General features: G+C 40.6%; 15 protein-coding genes and 1 pseudogene. 7 read left to right on the top strand and 9 right to left on the bottom strand.

Annotated features, from left to right (window positions below):
• Window positions 1–184 precede the first annotated feature (184 nt).
• Window positions 185–451, top strand: coding sequence for a CcdB family protein (locus ACGF7G_RS02375; protein ID WP_387463296.1), 267 nt, complete (start codon window positions 185–187; stop codon window positions 449–451).
• 37 nt (window positions 452–488) lie between these two features.
• Here ACGF7G_RS02375 and ACGF7G_RS02370 read toward each other — a convergent pair whose 3' ends face one another.
• The 4 genes from ACGF7G_RS02370 to ACGF7G_RS02355 all read right to left on the bottom strand — a co-directional run bounded on the left by ACGF7G_RS02370 (window position 489) and on the right by ACGF7G_RS02355 (window position 5412).
• Window positions 489–1481, bottom strand: coding sequence for a fimbrial protein (locus ACGF7G_RS02370; RefSeq protein WP_387463294.1), 993 nt, complete (start codon window positions 1479–1481; stop codon window positions 489–491).
• Between the two features lie 19 nt (window positions 1482–1500).
• Window positions 1501–4041 carry a fimbria/pilus outer membrane usher protein gene (locus ACGF7G_RS02365; protein WP_387463292.1) on the bottom strand — a complete coding sequence of 847 codons (2541 nt, stop codon included), beginning with the start codon at window positions 4039–4041 and terminating at the stop codon, window positions 1501–1503.
• Window positions 4042–4083: 42 nt separating this feature from the next.
• Window positions 4084–4758 (bottom strand): molecular chaperone, encoded by a 675-nt coding sequence (locus ACGF7G_RS02360; RefSeq protein WP_387463291.1) that lies wholly within the window; start codon window positions 4756–4758, stop codon window positions 4084–4086.
• A gap of 123 nt (window positions 4759–4881) precedes the next feature.
• Window positions 4882–5412, bottom strand: a complete 531-nt coding sequence (locus ACGF7G_RS02355) for a fimbrial protein (RefSeq protein ID WP_133813111.1) — start codon at window positions 5410–5412, stop codon at window positions 4882–4884.
• A 655-nt stretch (window positions 5413–6067) separates the two neighbouring features.
• Between ACGF7G_RS02355 and ACGF7G_RS02350 the strand changes: the two genes are divergently transcribed.
• On the top strand, window positions 6068–6913 hold the full coding sequence (locus ACGF7G_RS02350; RefSeq protein WP_387463290.1) for an alpha/beta fold hydrolase: 846 nt from the start codon (window positions 6068–6070) through the stop codon (window positions 6911–6913).
• 229 nt (window positions 6914–7142) lie between these two features.
• On the opposite strand, the gene ACGF7G_RS02345 is transcribed toward ACGF7G_RS02350, so the two are convergent.
• Window positions 7143–8534 (bottom strand): amino acid permease, encoded by a 1392-nt coding sequence (locus ACGF7G_RS02345; RefSeq protein WP_387463289.1) that lies wholly within the window; start codon window positions 8532–8534, stop codon window positions 7143–7145.
• A 939-nt stretch (window positions 8535–9473) separates the two neighbouring features.
• Here ACGF7G_RS02345 and stlC point away from each other — a divergent pair.
• The 3 genes and pseudogenes from stlC to stlE all read left to right on the top strand — a co-directional run bounded on the left by stlC (window position 9474) and on the right by stlE (window position 11890).
• A pseudogene (gene stlC / locus ACGF7G_RS02340) lies at window positions 9474–10422 on the top strand (stilbene biosynthesis aromatase StlC).
• Window positions 10423–11571, top strand: coding sequence for a beta-ketosynthase StlD (stlD, locus tag ACGF7G_RS02335; protein ID WP_387463288.1), 1149 nt, complete (start codon window positions 10423–10425; stop codon window positions 11569–11571).
• A gap of 76 nt (window positions 11572–11647) precedes the next feature.
• Window positions 11648–11890: a stilbene biosynthesis acyl carrier protein StlE gene (gene stlE / locus ACGF7G_RS02330; protein WP_036847409.1), complete on the top strand. Its 243-nt coding sequence runs from the start codon at window positions 11648–11650 to the stop codon at window positions 11888–11890.
• A 78-nt stretch (window positions 11891–11968) separates the two neighbouring features.
• Here stlE and ydgH read toward each other — a convergent pair whose 3' ends face one another.
• Window positions 11969–12922: a DUF1471 family protein YdgH gene (ydgH, locus tag ACGF7G_RS02325; protein WP_387463287.1), complete on the bottom strand. Its 954-nt coding sequence runs from the start codon at window positions 12920–12922 to the stop codon at window positions 11969–11971.
• Between the two features lie 418 nt (window positions 12923–13340).
• On the opposite strand from ydgH, the gene pntA reads away from it, so the two are divergent.
• Together pntA and pntB are read left to right on the top strand one after the other, a co-directional pair.
• Complete coding sequence (pntA, locus tag ACGF7G_RS02320; RefSeq protein WP_387463285.1) at window positions 13341–14870, top strand: Re/Si-specific NAD(P)(+) transhydrogenase subunit alpha; 1530 nt, start codon at window positions 13341–13343, stop codon at window positions 14868–14870.
• A gap of 10 nt (window positions 14871–14880) precedes the next feature.
• A complete protein-coding gene (gene pntB, locus ACGF7G_RS02315) occupies window positions 14881–16269 on the top strand; it encodes a Re/Si-specific NAD(P)(+) transhydrogenase subunit beta (RefSeq protein ID WP_387463283.1) in 1389 nt (462 codons plus the stop codon).
• 60 nt (window positions 16270–16329) lie between these two features.
• Here pntB and ACGF7G_RS02310 read toward each other — a convergent pair whose 3' ends face one another.
• The 3 genes from ACGF7G_RS02310 to ACGF7G_RS02300 form a co-directional block, all read right to left on the bottom strand.
• Entirely contained in the window at window positions 16330–16626 is a 297-nt protein-coding gene (locus ACGF7G_RS02310) for an RES family NAD+ phosphorylase (protein ID WP_387463280.1), read from the bottom strand.
• Window positions 16619–17302: a DUF2384 domain-containing protein gene (locus ACGF7G_RS02305; RefSeq protein ID WP_387463278.1), complete on the bottom strand. Its 684-nt coding sequence runs from the start codon at window positions 17300–17302 to the stop codon at window positions 16619–16621. The genes ACGF7G_RS02310 and ACGF7G_RS02305 overlap by 8 nt, the downstream gene beginning before the upstream one ends.
• 153 nt (window positions 17303–17455) lie before the next feature.
• Complete coding sequence (locus ACGF7G_RS02300) at window positions 17456–18469, bottom strand: HoxN/HupN/NixA family nickel/cobalt transporter (RefSeq protein ID WP_387463276.1); 1014 nt, start codon at window positions 18467–18469, stop codon at window positions 17456–17458.
• Between the last annotated feature and the right edge of the window lie 175 nt (window positions 18470–18644).

The raw sequence follows: 18644 nt of genomic DNA, 5'->3' as shown, positions 1-18644 counted from the left end.
TTTTAAAAGCATAATATTGTAAAAAAAGAAATTTTTTGTAAATTAATTTATGAAATCAATAAATTAATAATAGTTGGTGTTTGATAATGCAATTTAAGGAAGATGCACAAGATATACAGGCAATTAATACGTGTATGGAACGTGCAGGAATGATTATTGATGATGAATTCTTTGGGAGAATTTAATGTCGCAATTTGACGTTTATCGCAATCCTTCGGCCGAATTTAATAAATTTTGGCCTTATTATCTGGTTATTCAGCATGATTATGTTGAAAATTTATCAACAAGATTAATTGTTCCACTGGCTTCAACAGGAGAAATGGAACTAACCCGTAAACGTATTACGTCAGTAGTTGATATCGATGATGATAAATATTATGTGTTTACTTCCAGATTAACGATGTTGCACTTATCATGTGAATCCGCCAACAAAATAATTAAAATCAGCTAAGAAATAAAATTTCTATAGCTGAATGAAGATTAATTTTTCACTGATAAGTTAGAGTTATTGTTGCGGTTACATTGGCCTGTCCGGGGGTAATATTGCGATTTGTCTGGAAATAGCGGGCGCGTAGCGGAATAGAATATTTCCCACCTGAATAGCTGTTGCCGATATTTATTTGTGAGTGGATCATTACGGGTTGATTGTTGTAAAGAATTTGCATTCCTACACCGGAAGCGGTTGTACGGTTATTATCTTGATCAAGTGCCCAAACATAATTTGAACTGTTTTTTGCTTTCTTTCCATCAAGCATTAACTGAATCTGCACATCATCATCACAATCTAAAATAACCTCGAAATCTTTTTCTCCCGCAGTGCTGTTAACACCAGAAAAATCGCTTTTTTTGATATCGCCCATAGGAACAGTAATATTGGTATCTTTCAGTGAACAGCTTTTGGTAATAATCCGGGTATTACCTAAACGGTAGGTATGAACGATGCGATCATTTACTCGTGCTTGAATTAATTGATCACTTTTGACAAAACCGGAACCTGTTGTCGGTGCTATTTTTATCAACTGAATAGTCAAATAACCCCATGTATTACCGCAATACCAATGGCCTGAATGGTCACAACTAACAGGATCATTGGTCATACGGGGTAACCAGTCCAGACCATAGCCAGGACCCCAGGTATTTATTCTGATACCCACACCGGGAACACCGGATTCGTAAATAGCATCTTTGTTGTAATCTGCATTTTTATAGGCTGTATATCCCCATGATGTATTTATTATTGTATCGCAATAGAAAATATTGCCTTTATTGTCTAATTCATCTGCACGATATTCATAAATGGTTGTGCCAATAGGCTTATCCCTTGGAACATATAAGGTTCCAAAAGACAGGTTAGTGATTTCTGGTTTAAATCCTTTATCAAATTGACAATTAGCGGCAAAACTATAAGGGATAATTGCCAGACCAGAAAATAAGATGACGGCAACTAATAAACATTTAAACCTATTGTAAGTACTGAGCATAGTATTTTCCTGAAAATCGTTATTTGCAGTGTGCTTCTATGGTATAAATGCCAGATAAAGGTTTTTTTTCTGGTAGTGTGTAATGAGCTACACACTCCTGAATATCCTTATAACCCCATTTAACCAGTAACTGTCCGCTATTGGGTAAACCAGTGAGATAAACTTTTCCTTCATGACTGACCATAGCACTGTTTGCTTCATCAATCTCATGCTGTTTTTTTAACGTAACAATAGCACCAAAAGGAATAGGATTTTCTTGATAATAAAGATTTATCAGCATCCTGTGGCCTATTCGGGTTTTGAAATTAGCCAGGACCAATGCCCCTTGAGTGGGAATAACGGTTTGGGCATTCGCGTCAATATCGATATTATCGGCTAATGAGTGTGTATCCAGCGCAATTCGGTTTTTCCGATAACTGCTGACATAAGGAATAACGGCATAACCATTCCGGTCAGTGGTAACACCTATATTATTCTGGATCTTTATTCCGTGAGCGCCATCAGCCCGGATTAATGCCAGTGTGTCTCCTAAATGTTGTGAAAGAGTAATGCCATATGGGTGAGCAACAATTCCTCCTTGAAGGCCATAATTCAGCTGGCGGGAGTGATTATCATAGCTATAGCCGGCACTAAGCTGACCGTAAGATCCTTTATATTCTGTGTGTATATGGCCGCCAGCGCCAGTACCGTGATTAGCATAATTCTGTTGTAAACTATAAATTAAATTATTATCTTCCAGTGCCGTACCACTTAAACCCACTTGGTGGGAAATATCCTTGTTTTTATTAGTATTAAAATTGTAACTGGTCCAGCTGTTTTTTAGCCAGCGATCTAATGGAATCTGTATGCTGAATGAGAAAAGCTGTTCATTTTTATTCGTATCGGGGAGTTGGTTATAGGTATAATTTAAACTGTAATTAATATTGCTATAATTGATGCTATAGCCTGCGTTGATATTCCGTTCATAACCATGTTGCTGCCAGTAGTCTTGCTGAAAAGCGGATAGATATAAACTACCAAAATCCCCAAAAGACTGATTAATATGCAATTGCAATTTGCTTCTTTTATTGGTGTGAGAATGCCAGTTACTTTTATTGGAATTATCTATATCATTGGCTTCTTTAAAGTCATAAAAGCCACGTGTCGAATAGCGATAACCTGCCAGAGTAAAATTAGTTCCTGTTAATGAAAGATCTTTTGCATATTGAAAGCGGTAAGATTGCCCTTTGGTATTGATATTTGATGGCAAATTGGTATTTGCATGTGTTACGTCAAAAGAGAGAGAACCTAATATACCAAAATTATAACCTGATCCCAGGGCAACCGATTGATACTCTTTTGCAAAAATAGCCCCTCCATAGGTGGTGATATTATTGGAAAGGCCGTAGACCAGTGCCCCTTGGGCAAAATTGGGTTCTCGCCCACGATTATTTGATGATTGATATTGGCCCAGAGTGATTGAATATTGAATACCGCCTTCCCGTAACATGATAGGTATTGTGGAAAAAGATTGGATAGAGCGATGTTCTTGACCATCGGCTTCTTTAATAATCAATTCCAAGTTTCCACTTGTTGTGGTTGGGAAAAGGTCATTAATGACAAATGGACCCGGTGAAACATAAGTTTGATAAATAATATAGCCGCTTTGTCTGATTGTGACCTGTGCATTACTTTGTGCAATTCCACGGATAGTAGGGGCAAAACCTTTTAAGCTGTCTGGTAACATATTATCGTCAGAAGCTAATTGTAAGCCACGAAATTGGACGCCATCAAAAATATAGGAAGATGTAAAGCTGTCACCCAGTGTTAATTGTCCTTTTAGTGAGTGAATGTCCCGTTGTAAATAGGTATTAATACTTTTCCAACTCTTATCGCGGCTGGTATAGGTGGAATAATTGCGCAGACGCCATGCTTGCCAATTAGCGCCTGTTCGAAGATTCAGATAGTTGGTTTGTGTAGAACCAGACGGATTATCTTGCCAGGTGTTTGAACTACTATAATTATAGTTAATCAATAATGAAGTTAATCCTTGTTGCCATAATTCAGGTGAAACATAACCTCTTGCTTGATTATTTAACGCTGCTTGTGGAATACTGATATCCAGCCTTTGTTGACCAAAATTAAAGGCAGTACTTGCTGATGGAATATATTGACCTAAATCAGACAGCTCTGTTTCTGGTGGTAAACTGATTAATTCTGAGAATGTATCAATTTTTACCCCCATATCCTGTAATTGCTGAATAGTTAGTTTAGGAAGCAATTTATTATTTGCCATAATAAAGTCTACATTTCTGGTCTCTATTTTATCTTTATTAAGATAAATATCTACCCAGTAGATTCCTGGGAGTTGATCATCTTGTGTGAAGATAGAGAGATCAATATTTTCAGGTGAACCAAAATCAGTCCCTATTTCTAAAGCATGAATGTTGAAATAATCTTCAGAATAAACTTTAGTAGAGTAAAACAGTACTCCAATTGTCATAAATAACGGTAATAAGATCCATGAATGTTCAATATCATATGATTTCTTATTAGTTTTATGCTGTGAGTACTTTTCCATAATTAACTTTCTAGCATAGAATAAATTAATGTGATTATTTTGTTAAATAGTAGTTTTTTCTTCGGCAGTTACGCCACCAAAATCATTAATAACTTTCCAACTTATCTGCTTTATGTTCTTTACCGGCAGAGCCCAGCTCTGTTGACTAAAGGGCTTAATCATTCCCGCAGGTTTTATTTCATGTTGATCTATTTTAATGTGAGAGAATGAGATAAAATAAGGGGTAGGATTTTCTGCAACTAATAAGTTATTTTCCGTTCTGAATTTGAGTTCTTTGTATGCGGTACTTGATTTTTCTGCCAAACTTGCAGGACGGTAAAGCAATTTAAATTTTGACTTAACTGTAATTTGTAATTGATTTTTATCTGACCTCACTGAGGTAGGAATAGATTTCACATTCAACCAAAAAAGTGACTCCCGATCTTCCGGCAGATGACTCTCTGTTTTTACAATCCGCAGAATATTTTCTTGGCCTGCTGTGAGCTTAAATATCGGGGGAGTCACGATAAAAGGGGTCTTCATGTTATCGTTTTCATCTTGGATCCAAGACTGTATCAGATAAGGTGCATCTTTTTCCGGGTTATTTATAGAAATGGATGCTTCCTTTTTATCGCTCATGTAAATAACGCGGGTTCCACCAATAACGACACCTGCGATAGCAAAATTTATGCTGATAATATATAGAAATATTGTAGTTAATAGGCGTTGGAACTGCACGGTAACCTCTTCGTTTTATCGTATTTTTATACGTTATTCTGTTGGATTTATGGGCGTCCATGCACCATATTTCTTTATTAGAAACAAAACATGAAGGACGTTTTGTTCTAAGTTTGTGTTGTCTTAGTTATAAACGACAGTAAAGTTAGCGACTGCATCCCCAGAGCCTGGGCTAACTGTTTGAGCTGTAGCAATATACTTTGCGATAAACTTCAATTCTGCGGTTTTTTGATCAGTAAAAGTTTGGAGTTTGGATGCTTTTGCTAAAGGGATCAGTGTTGAATTATCTTCTTCATAGATACCAATAGCAACACCATCGGCGACTGATTGGCCTTTATCATTGGATAAAGCCAGAAGATTGTTATTTTTGCTATCTAACTGCCCATCAAATTTAACTTGTGCATGAGTATATTCTGGTGGGCAATCACTCATCTTAATACTAAACGGTGTTGCAGCAGCGGTACTATCTACACCACTAAATGCATTTGAGCTAATTGTCCCCATATTCACGTTTTGATTTGCAGAATCGGTATCGATTTTACACGCATTAGAGATGATATTACCTGTAAAATTGATCTTTCCATCTGCTGCATTTGCTACAGAGATAAATACAGAAGATGCAAGTAAGGATGAAATAATCAGTTTAGTGTTCATTGTAAATAGATCCTAACCCTGGCGGGTATTACGGCAGGGAAACAGAAACATTGATTGAACCGAGACTGTATAAATGTCAATACAGCATGTAAGTATCTAAAGCTCTTATCCGATAATTAGAACCATAGGTCAAACGGTGTTTTGTTTGGTGCTTCTTATTTAGGATAAAGTGTGGGTGATAATAGCGATTAATTCGGAAGAATCCAAAGAATGACTCGGTAATATGCTGTATTTAAGATTTTTATCTATAATTAATGACTGGGCAGGATTTTTTTTAAAGTTTATTGTAATTTATCATATGGAATAAAATATTATGCTAGCGGATAAGAATATTTATTAATTAATAATTAGTTATAAAATTAATTGTGATATAAATCACAATTCATATATCGCACTGAAAAATTTATTCTTTATTTTCTATTTTATTATCTTGAGGTTATTATTTCATATTGTTATTTTTTTGTTTTTGGGAATGTATATACATGATAGAGTCAGTTATCCAGATCAAGTTACTTTATAACTCATCATATTTATATTTCTGTTTTATTGTTGATATGGGCTTTGAACTGCAATATATCTCGAACGTATTCTTTTCAACACAAGATCGTTTTTTCGGTCATATTGAATACCTCGTCAACACAGTAACGGAGAAAAAATGAAACAGTTCGTCTTTGTATCGGGCTTATTGGCCGTCGTACTCGCATTCGCGCAGCCCGTTTCGGCCATGGCAGCAGAGCAGAAAACCGTCACTAATGGTGCGGCATCAATCGAATATTCGGTGCGAGGAGAGGGGCCGCTGATTGTGATGATCGCCTCGACTGGTCGGGGAACGGCGGAATTCGCACCGCTCGCGGATCGACTGGCGATGCGCGGCTATCGTGTTGCTCTGCCTGAGCCCCGCGGGATCTCGGGGTCGACCGGTCCGATGGAGAACGTGACTTTCCACGACTTTGCCGATGATTTTGCGGCGGTGATTGCAGCGGAAGGCAGCAAGGCAATCGTGGTGGGTCATGCTTATGGTCACTGGATCGCCAAGACAATCGCCTCGGATTATCCTGAAATGACGCGGGGCATAGTGCTTCTGGCAGGGGCCGCGAAATCTTGGCCTCCGGAGCTTTCTGATGCAATCACTGTGATTAATGATCCGAAATCTACCCGCGAGGAGCGACTGGCGCGGCTTCGGCTTGCCTTCTTCGCGGAAGGTAATGATCCGACGCCTTGGCTTGAGGGTTGGCATTCCGATGTCTTAAAAAGCCAGTCTGCGGCGCGTGAGCTGACTAATCGTGAGGATTGGTGGGCTGGCGGGACGGCGCCGATCCTTGATCTGCAAGCAGGGTCCGACCCGTTCCGGCCTGAAGCGTTGCGGATGGAGGCAAAGGACGAGTTCGGTGACCGCGTTACTGTGGCTGTGATCAAAGGGGCCAGCCATGCGCTGCCTGCGGTGAAACCTATTGAGACAGCAGATGCGATTGCGGATTGGGGCGATAAACTGAATAACTAAGAGAGTAATCTTGTCTCTGTCTGGGCATTCGAACTGTACTTGTTTCGGCGCGAATTTTCCAGACAGGGACGGTTCTGATGACCGGCTTTGTCAAACACAAATTTAGTTACAACATACTTTGTAAAACAACATCTAAAAAATATGCCAGGACAGTGCAAAAATAAAACAAATTGCTATATGAAAACACGAATGGCTACTACAGAGTAGTAATAGCCTAAATTCGACGGGATTACTTGATTAATAGCCAGGTTGCAGGGATTGTGATTATTAGTAACGCGGCAATAGCTAATTTTTCAGCCAGATAAAGATTGTGTTTCTGTGGATTTTGACGGCGAGCATACAGGAAAACAATAACACCCGGTGCATAGAGAACAACAGACAATAACAAATTCATTAAACCGGATGCATAAAGCAGCCATAGGCCATAAATACAAGCCCCAATAGCAATCAGTAATAATCCCTTGTTGCTACGATCAAAAGCGACCTTCAACAGAAATGCGCCAACAAGGAAGTAGGGCAGTAAAATCATCTCTGATGCAATTGCCAGTAATGAATTGTAGTTGCTCCCGCTCAACCAAATCAGAACGAGGGAAAGTTGTACTGCGCCATTAGTCAACCACAATGAGGATGATGGCGCGTTATTGCAGTTTTGCAGACCAAAAATTTTCGGGAAAGAGCCATGTTGGGAAGCGATAAATGGAACTTCCGCCGCCATGATCGTCCAGCTTAGATAAGCACCGCAAACGGAGATAATTAATCCGGTGGCAATAATGATTTCCCCTGCCGAACCAATAAGTCCTACCATCAGGTTTGCCATTGATGGATTGCGTATTTCGGCTAATTCAGGCCGTGGTACTAACCCAAGGGAGAGCAGGGTAACTAATATGTATATTCCTAATGCGGCGACGACAGCCAGCATAGTCGCAATACCAACGTCTTTACGTTTTTTTGCCCTGGCTGAAACTACAACGGCACCTTCAATACCAATGAAAACCCAAAGGGTAATTAGCATCGTGTCTTTCACTTGTTGCCAAACAGGAACACCCAAGTCGATACCTGTAAAGTCAAGATCAAAGATCTCCATTTTAAACGCGATTGCGGCAAGAATAATGAAAGCGCCTAAAGGCAGCAATTTTGCCATTGTTGCTAGTTTGTTGATTCCAGCTGCGGTTTGAACGCCACGGAGTACCAACCAATGTACTAACCAGAGTAAAATAGATTCTCCCAATAGGGATTGCCAGGTATTGCCGTCACCAAAGATGATGATACCTTCTTTATCAGTAAAAAAACTTAGGGCGGCAAAAACGATAACCAGATAAGAAACATTGGCAACGACCGCGCATAACCAATATCCCCAGGCAGAACAGAAGCCTATGAGTTCACCAAAGCCTTCTTTGGCATAAGTGAAAATGCCTCCATCAAGATCCGGACGCAGGCGAGAGAGAAATAGCAGGGCGGTCGCCAGAAACAGGATACCGACACTGGTTATTCCCCAACCGATCATCAATGCTGCCGGGCTGGCGATTTCAGCCATATTTTGCGGTAAGCTGAAAACACCCGCGCCAACCATAGAACTGAGTACCAGAGCAGTAAGAGCTGTAAGGCCGAGTTTTTTTTCCAAAGATATGTTCCTAATATGACACAAACTGCATTGTTAGCCAGTTCATTACCCCGATCACAAAAATGAATTGGGCATTGGGTTTTTGTCGCTTCCAAGCTGTATAGAACGGAAAAACAGACTGGTTAAACCTAGAAATAGAGGGGGATTCTACGGAGGGTATGGACTGGATGCAATGGTTTTCTATGCAGATAACTATAAAATTTATGCACTGTTAGAGTGATGGTTAAGACGCATGTTATACAATTTATTTTTATAAATTTATATGGGGTATTTTTATAATGCTGCTTATTATGCTAAGAGGAATAAATGATGAATATAAAACACCGTGATGCTATTACTAATTAAGTAATTTTCATTTTAATTTATTCAATCAACCTAAAAATCTAGTGAAAATAATTGTAAAAGGTAAATTTTTTTCTTTAATCTTTGTTTTCCTATGTAATATTATTACCATGTGACAATAATCATTTGTTTACATATCAGGTTGTTAAATTAATATTTTTAGTATGCATATTTATAGTTTCATGAATGTTTTATTAAATTAAAATCTCCATTGCTGTTTCATTAATTGATTGATTTTATATGGTTATTTTGTGTTTTTTAATTGTTTTTGTTAATTTTAGATCGGTGTTAATATATTTTTTATCAACTATTTTTACCAGTGACAAATTAATTTTCGTTAATGTGACACAATACTGTTATTATATAAAAATAAAAAAATCATGTTGACAGAGACCATTTTGATTTATATTGTTTGTGAAAATATTAACCTGTTATCTATTAACTCATTTTCTTGTATATGTTTTTAGTTTTCAGGAATGATTATATGTACATATGCCAAAAAAATTTGGATAGTTAGGAGATAATTGTTATTCGAATTATTATCTTTTAGGCGCCTGCTAATGGCTTAGTATTAAATATTCATAAAGGTTAGAACATATGAAGCGTGTTCTGGTGATATCGTATTCCCAAAGCGGCCAATTGATCGAGGTGGTAAAAAGTTTAATCACACCTTTGCATGAGTCTGACGAGATATACATTCGTGAAGTGGTACTGAAACCCATTCCAGAGTATCCATTTCCCTGGTCATTTTCTAAATTTGTTGACGCTTTTCCGGAAACGGTGCAATTACATCCACCTGAATTAGCACCTTTTCATCTGGAGGATGAAGCACCTTTTGACCTGGTCATATTAGGCTATCAAGTTTGGTATTTGTCACCATCTCCTCCAATAACCGCATTTCTCAAGAGTAAAGAAGGAAAACGATTACTCAATGGTCGACCCGTGGTAACGGTTATTGCTTGTCGAAATATGTGGTTGATGGCCCAGGAAACCGTCAAAAAGCTTTTACATGAAAGTGGGGCGCACCTGCGCGATAACGTAGTTTTTATTGATAAAGCAAACTTTTTTGCCACATTGTTTACAACCCCATTGTGGTTAATGACAGGAAAAAAACAGCCAATTGCTAGTTTACCGCCGGCTGGAGTATCGGAAGAAGATATACGGGGAGCTAAACGTTTCGGGGATGCGTTAGTAACAGCGCTTAAAGCAGATAAAGAGAAAGTTGATTCCCCGATGTTGAAAGGGTTAGGAGCCGTATTTGTTGATCAATCTTTTATTTTCGGTGAACGAGCTATACATCGGGGATTTAGATTGTGGTCTGGATTTATTTATCGTGTAGGTAAACGGGGGAAATGGGTAAGGCGTTCTTTATTAACCATGTTTGTGATCTATTTGATACTAATGGCACTGGTTGTCGTACCGATTTCAGTGGTTATTCGCCGTTTGCTGACCGTATTTCTGAAAAAACGCCTCAATGAGTTACAAAAATACTATGAACAACCATCTGGTTCTGCCCGCTATGATGATAAAGGAGATAAATAAGTAAATGAGTAATAACGTTTATATCACTAAAGTTTCCGCCTTTATGCCGGGAAACCCCATAGATAATGAAACAATGGAATCTGTTCTTGGTTTTGTTGGTGATCGTCCATCAAGATCTCGTCATATCGTGCTCCGCAACAATGGTATTAAATATCGCCATTACGCGCTGGATCCGGAAACAGGAGAGACAACTTATTCATGTGCTCAACTGGCGGCTGAAGCAGTAAAAGGTTTGGTTGATGAACACTTTTCTTTAGATGATATGCAAAGCTTGGCAGCAAGCAGTGGTATTCCTGATCAAATTATACCGGGTCATGGTGTAATGGTTCATGGTGAACTCAAAAATAAACCTTGCGAAGTTATCTCAACTGCGGGTGCTTGTGCTGCGGGTATGACAGCGATGAAATATGCTTATTTGTCTGTTCTCTCGGGAACGACAAGTAATGCTGTTTCAACCACCTCGGAGACTCCTTCAACAGTACTACATGCCCGCAACTTCCAGAGTGAAAACGAAGCCCGGGTTGCAGAACTGGAACGGCGTCCTGAAATCGCTTTTGAAAAAGATTTTCTGCGTTGGATGCTTTCTGATGGTGCTGGCGCTGCTTTACTTGAAAATAAACCTCGACCTGATGGTGTTTCATTACGAATTGATTGGATAGATATTTACTCTTTTGCTAATGAGCAAGAGACATGCATGTACTCGGGTGGAGAGAAGTTAGCCGATGGCAGCTTGAAAAGCTGGACACAAATGAGTCAGGCTGATTGGCTGGCATATTCTGTTTTCTGTATTAAGCAGGATGTCAGATATTTAAATGAGAGGGTCGTTAAATTTACACTTAGCGAACCACTGAGACGAATAGTTGCTGCTCGTAACTTATCACCAGACTCTATTGATTGGTTCTTACCACATTATTCATCTGAATATTTCCGCATGAAATTTGCCGAGGGTCTTGAAGACATTAATTTTGGTATTGAGCAAGAGCGTTGGTTTACTAACTTAACTGTGAAAGGAAATACCGGATCGGCTTCTGTCTATATCATGCTGGATGAGCTCATGAAGTCGGATAAATTGAAAAAAGATCAGCGTATTTTATGTTTTATCCCTGAAAGTGCCAGATTCACAGGGGCATTCATGCACCTGACTGTTGTGTAAATATTCAACTCAATTAATAAAAAAAGGGGGAAACGACAAGTTTCCCCGAATATGAGTACATTAGGAAGATAATAGCGTGGAAAATTTAGAGAATCATGTCAAAAATGTTGTTGCAGAACAACTTGGAATACCTGAAACCCAGATTCTTACCACACAGACATTCGAGGAATTGGGTGCCGATTCGTTAGATAGTGTCGAGTTGATTATGGCTCTGGAAGAACGTTTCGAGATAACGATTGACGATACAGAGGCGGAAAAAATGGTGACGGTACAAAATGCCATTGATTGTATCCGTTTGAAGCTAGAATCAGCCGGCTGATTTGAAGAATTTTATTATCCTTGCAGTAAAAAAGGCACATATGGGGATTATATGTGCCTTTTTCTTAAATTTAACAGGTTATTTGAACAGGTCTGCACTGATAGTAGAAGAGCCGCCTCTGGATTGCCATTCGCGAGTGATATGGTAATACTTAGCACCTTTAGCCGCTGCGCGTTTAGCAACTTCATAGGCAACATCAGGCATGCTGTTGTAGTAACCTGAAAAGGTGATGGAATCAAAAGGTACCATCTGGGCAGCACTGATTTTATTTAATTCTTGGATTTTCGTACCATCAGGAAGTGTGACAGTGTAACGCTCGCCTTTAGAATATTGTGTTTCAAAGAAGCGGCCAATAGAACTATTGGTTGACGTTGAAGAGGCTAAACCAGGAATTTCTACTTTCTTAGCTGCTGTGCCACCTGCTGCTAATGCCGCGCGTCCTGCGTCCGAATCAGCAGGGATTACTGCTTCGTTAGCCTGAATTTGGCGTTTTGGCGCATCATCTTTGTAAACATAAGCAGTAACGGTTTGATTACCACCATCGTTGGTTGAAACCTGACGGACAATAAAAAAAGAAGCTGCACCTTTTTTCTTGGCTTCTTTTGCGATGGCTTCATTTAAATCTGGCTCATTGGTGTAAAGACCACTGACGGTTACCGTATCGAATGGTTCCAATGTTATAGCTTCTGTTTTGGGTAATTCTTTGATACCGCGGAACATACGATATTTAATTGAATTGTCAATTTTCTCTGCATCTTTGTGATACAGATCAGCTACGACGCGCAGGTTGCCACTATTATTCAGATCATCAAGGCTTTGGATATAAAATCCATCTGCACCCATTTTATCTGCCCGACGGGAAACGGCGTCGGCAGCTTCATAAATAGCATTAAAAGGACCTGTAACCGTAATACGTTTAAATGGTTTCAGTTCCGCTGCTTTTTCCGGGGATAATTCCTGAGCTGCCTGAGCAGCAGTAATACTAGTTAATGAAAGCACCGCGGCTGCGATGATCGTTGTTTTCAGCTTCATAAAAAATCCTTTCGCCTTGCGCATTAATTACTTATAACTTGCTGAACATCGTTGTGTATCACATAGCCGACAATTATTACATGTAATAATAGCTAATGTCCCACGAATTTATGCTATCAGTATGAATGAATACAAGTTCATAGAAATGGCACCATAAGTTTTCATCAACATCGCGTTTTTATCGACATCATGTTTTTATCGACATCATAGTAACTGGCACTGAAAAGTGCGAACCGGTAATACTACTTAGCTATTTTGCTTACTCATTAGTGATGGATCACCAATAATATTTTCGGCTGGTTATCAAAATATTCGTTGATAGATTTTGCTGATAGCAGTAATAAAGTTAATTTAATCGCTAAACTGGCCTCAGCAAGTAATAATCATCATTAATCTTAAGCTTTAGGAAGGGAACATTATGCGTATTGGTGTACCGAGAGAGCGACTTGCCAATGAAGCACGGGTTGCAGCCACGCCGAGTACTGTGGAACAACTGTTAAAATTGGGATTCAATGTCGTTGTTGAGAGTGGAGCAGGGCATCTGGCCAGCTTTGGGGATAGTGCTTACCAACAGGTCGGAGCTGAAATTACCGATCGTAATGATATCTGGGGTTCAGATATCATTCTGAAGGTTAATGCTCCTGAGGATGACGAGATTGCGTTAATGAAGGGAGGGAGTACGTTGGTTAGTTTTGTCTGGCCGGCACAAAACTCTGAGTTAATGCAGAAATTATCAGACCGTAAAGTCACTGTATTGGCTATGGATTCAGTACCGCGTATTTCCCGTGCACAGTCGCTGGATGCACTGAGCTCTATGGCGAATATCGCGGGTTACCGGGCGATAGTAGAAGCTGCTCATGAATTTGGTCGTTTCTTTACTGGTCAGATTACCGCCGCAGGTAAGGTTCCACCAGCCAAAGTGATGATTATTGGTGCCGGTGTTGCTGGCCTGGCTGCTGTGGGTACAGCGGGTAGTTTAGGCGCTATTGTCCGTGCGTTTGATACCCGGCCTGAAGTTAAAGAGCAGGTTCAGAGCATGGGGGCGGAGTTTCTCGAGCTGGATTTTGCAGAAGAGGCCGGCAGTGGTGACGGATATGCAAAAGTTATGTCTGAAGCCTTTATTAAGGCTGAGATGGCGCTTTTTGCGGCACAGGCGAAAGAAGTTGACATTATTGTGACAACGGCGCTTATTCCGGGGAAACCAGCACCACGTCTTATCACCAAAGAGATGGTTGAATCAATGAAACCGGGCAGCGTGATTGTTGACCTGGCAGCTCAGACGGGGGGTAACTGTGAATTAACGCAAGCAGACAAATTAGTTGTGACAGAAAATAGCGTGAAGATTATCGGTTACACTGATTTACCAAGCCGTTTACCAACGCAATCTTCACAACTGTACGGGACTAATTTGGTTAATCTGCTCAAGCTATTGTGCAAAGAGAAAAATGGCGAAATCAATATTGATTTTGATGATGTTGTTATTCGTGGCGTGACCGTCGTAAAAGAGGGAGAAGTGACCTGGCCAGCGCCGCCAATTCAAGTTTCTGCTCAACAGACAGCAAAACCGGCACCAGTCAAAGCTGAAAAGCCAGAGACTAAACCTGTTTCACCCTGGTTGAAATATGGCTTGCTGGCACTGGCTGTTATTTTGTTCGGCGGGTTAGCCAATGTCGCGCCAAAAGCGTTTTTATCTCACTTTACTGTTTTTGCATTGGCTTGTGTGGTGGGTTACTACGTGGTCTGGAATGTCAGCCATGCGCTACATACACCGCTAATGTCAGTAACTAACGCCATTTCGGGAATTATCGTTGTTGGGGCGTTATTGCAAATTGGTGATGGTGGATGGGTAAGCTTCTTCTCATTTATCGCTATTTTAATTGCCAGCATTAATATCTTCGGTGGCTTTACTGTCACTCAACGTATGCTGAAAATGTTTCGTAAGGACTAAGGGGTAATTGATGTCGAGTGGAGTCGTTATAGCGGCATATATTGTTGCTGCCATCTTATTTATTTTCAGCCTTGCGGGTTTATCTCGTCACGAAAGCGCCAAACGCGGGAATATCTTGGGTGTCACCGGGATGGCAATCGCATTGATTGCGACTATCTTCGGGCCTGATACTGGAAATGTTGTCTGGGTTATTCTGGCGATGGTGATTGGTGCGGTTATTGGTATTCGTCTGGCAAACAAAGTTGAAATGACTGAAATGCCAGAATTGGTTGCCATATTGCACAGTTTTGTCGGTTTGGCCGCGGTGCTGGTCGGTTTTAACAGCTTTATTGCTCACGATAGTTTCGCGGAACCTGTGATGGAAAATATCCATCTGACAGAAGTATTCCTGGGTGTTTTCATCGGCGCAGTCACCTTTACCGGTTCTGTAGTGGCATTTGGTAAATTGTGCGGAAAGATTTCTTCTAAGCCGTTGATGTTGCCGAATCGGCATAAATTAAACCTTGCGGCGCTGGTTATCTCCTTTGTCCTGTTAATGACCTTTGTGAAAACGGAAAGTACCGGCCTACAGGTGTTCACATTGTTGATTATGACAGCAATCGCATTGATGTTTGGCTGGCATTTGGTTGCTTCTATCGGTGGCGCGGATATGCCGGTGGTGGTTTCGATGTTGAACTCCTATTCGGGTTGGGCTGCCGCAGCTGCTGGATTCATGCTGAGTAATGACTTGCTGATTGTAACCGGTGCGTTGGTCGGCTCTTCGGGGGCGATTCTCTCTTACATCATGTGTAAGGCAATGAACCGTTCTTTTATCAGTGTAATTGCCGGCGGGTTTGGGACTGATGGTTCCTCGACCGGTGATGATCAGGATATGGGGGAATACCGCGAAGCCACAGCGGAAGACGTTGCTGAACTATTGAAAAACTCAGCGTCTGTTATCATCACGCCGGGATATGGTATGGCTGTTGCACAGGCGCAATATCCGGTACATGACATTACGGCCAAACTGCGTGAAAAAGGAGTTAAGGTTCGTTTTGGTATCCATCCGGTTGCAGGACGTTTGCCTGGGCATATGAACGTGCTGTTGGCGGAAGCCAAAGTTCCTTATGACGTAGTTCTGGAAATGGATGAAATCAATGATGATTTTTCTGATACCGATACCGTACTGGTTATTGGAGCCAACGACACCGTTAACCCTGCGGCGCAGGAAGATCCAAACAGCCCAATTGCGGGTATGCCAGTCCTGGAAGTCTGGAAAGCACAGAATGTTGTTGTGTTTAAACGCTCTATGAACACAGGTTACGCTGGCGTACAAAACCCGCTGTTCTTTAAAGATAATAGCCAAATGCTGTTTGGTGATGCGAAAGCAAGTGTCGAAGCGATCCTTCGTGCCCTGTAATTCCTTATCGCTATAACTTACAAATCCCGATTGGGTTACTGTCTCTTAGTCATATCCTGATTAAGAGACAGAACAAACGGGTAGTCCGGAGCAGTTTAATGGAATATCGTGTAAAATCGTCTCCATAATAGCTACTCCTATGTTTTCACCACCATAGATTGTTGGAACAAAAATTCCATTATTTTTGAACGGACTAAAGCGAGCATTGCCAACACCAGGATTAAATTCAGCTCCTTTGAACTTAGTTCTATGAATACGTTCAATAGGTGTACCCGCTTTCCATTTTTTGGTTTTAGCTACGGTATTTTCTGGAGGAAGCGGTATATTTTCTTGAAGTCCTTTTTTATCATCAGCCATGACGCGGTCCTTTAATTTCTTCTCTAGCTGCCATATAAACATCATCAAGTTGGGTTAATAAAAGGTCTTTTGGCTTTTTATTACTAAGCCAGCCATTCGGTGTACCGAACCAAATGGCTATTGACCAAGGCGTCTTTTTGTTCCCAAACAGCTCAATGATTTTTTTTATCACTGGCAATGGCTGGCCGCCTTCGTCTAGAGCATACAGCGGGAATAGGTCTTTGCCATTAATTGGCAATGCAAATATTTTTTTTGACTTTTTTAGCCGATTTGCCGCAGCGCTGGAATTCACCGATTTAGACCCGGCTAATTTACTGAGTTCACTTGCAGTCAGCCACTTTGAGTCAGTAAGAATCTGATTTTTTAATTTTTCAAGACGTGCTTCATTACGGGAAGTAAATTCAATTTCTGACGGTTTAGTCACAAAAGACAGCTGTTTGTGCTTATTGAATGTAGTGACAGCAGTTACTGCACTAGCTATTGCCAGCTTAACATCATAATAATCAATTGCTCTTGGCAATTTCACGACAACATATTGATCTGCCTCATCAGAAGGAATCTCAGACAAATTGATATGTTTGTCGATATCATTATTGTTGTTTGATAGCTCAGTGGTATCCATTGAAAGAAAGCTAAAGCTGACATTCTTCGATTTGTCTTGTGATTTAGTAATCATGTAGCCTCCGTATTGTATCTGCTTGAACTCGTATTTTGCGTATATTCATTATATAGATGATATAGCGTATTTATGAAAAGTGCAAAGATGGTTCGTTAGTACTCATAAACCTGAGTAATCAGATTTTCTCTCTATCTAAGTAGGCTGTTTTTACTACTTAATTTCCAATGTGTGGTATCCCTGCCAGCGATAATTCATCACTGATAATGTCCAGAATAGAATAAAAATCCCGACGACCCAAAAACCGACATTGCCCATGTTGTCGTTTAATGTCCCGATGGTGTTCCAGAAAACGCCATGTAAATTCCACTGTTCAGCGATCAGCCCAAGTGCTTCCAGCCCACCAATGAATAGCGCTACGGCAACGGAAGCGGCGGTAATGGTCATGTTGTAGTAGAGCTTGCGTGTTGGTTGGGAAAAAGCCCAACCATAGGCTCCCACCATCACAAAATTATCCAGTGAGTCGATTAGCGCCATACCGCTGGCAAATAGCGCCGGGAACACCATCAACGACCATAAAGGCAGCCCACTGAGAGATCCAGCGGCAGATATACTCAACAGCCCAACTTCGGTCGCGGTATCAAAACCCAATCCAAACAGGAAACCGACCAGATACATATGCCAGCTTTTGTTTACCAGTCGGAAGACCGAGTGAAACAAGCGGGTCATTACTCCTCCCGGTGTTGTTTCCAGCACAGTTAAATCACTGTTCGCCAGCGCTCTTCCACGTTTGATCTCCTGAAACTTCTGATAAACGCTTTTCAATATCAGTAAATTAATCAGCGCTATCACCAACAGAAAGCAAGCAGAAACCAAGGTACCAACAATGCCGCCATAGTCATGAACCCAACCCATTTGATCTTTAAACGCCATTGAAGTCAGGACAATCGCCAGGCAGGCCAGAATGACAATGCTAGAGTGTCCCAGAGAAAAGAAAGCGCCGACGGCAATAGGAGATTTACCCTGTTGCATCAGTTTACGGGTGACGTTATCAATTGCCGCGATGTGATCGGCATCGACCGCATGGCGTAGCCCATAACCGTAAGCCAACAGAGCCGCTCCCATCATGACTGCGTGATGGCGGAAAGCGATAAATGCCCAAACCCAGGCAAGTATGTTGGCGGCAATCAGAACAACAAGAAGAGAAAGTGCGTGTTTTTTATTCATATAAGAAACCTGTCAGTGTTAAACCCGCTTGCGGATGATTTCTGAAAAACAAAAACGGTAAGCATCCTCTGTACGCAATAATGTACGGTCTTTTGCTAAATCATAATACTAATTAACTTGTAATATTAACTTAGATAAACTTAAATAAAAGGTAAGAGGACTAACCTATTGTAAG

It is taken from the genome of Photorhabdus sp. RM323S, from assembly GCF_042879375.1.
GTDB classification, from domain to species: domain Bacteria; phylum Pseudomonadota; class Gammaproteobacteria; order Enterobacterales; family Enterobacteriaceae; genus Photorhabdus; species Photorhabdus tasmaniensis.
The sequence above is the reverse complement of the archived record's forward strand: the minus strand, read 5'-3'. Positions and strand labels throughout refer to the sequence as shown.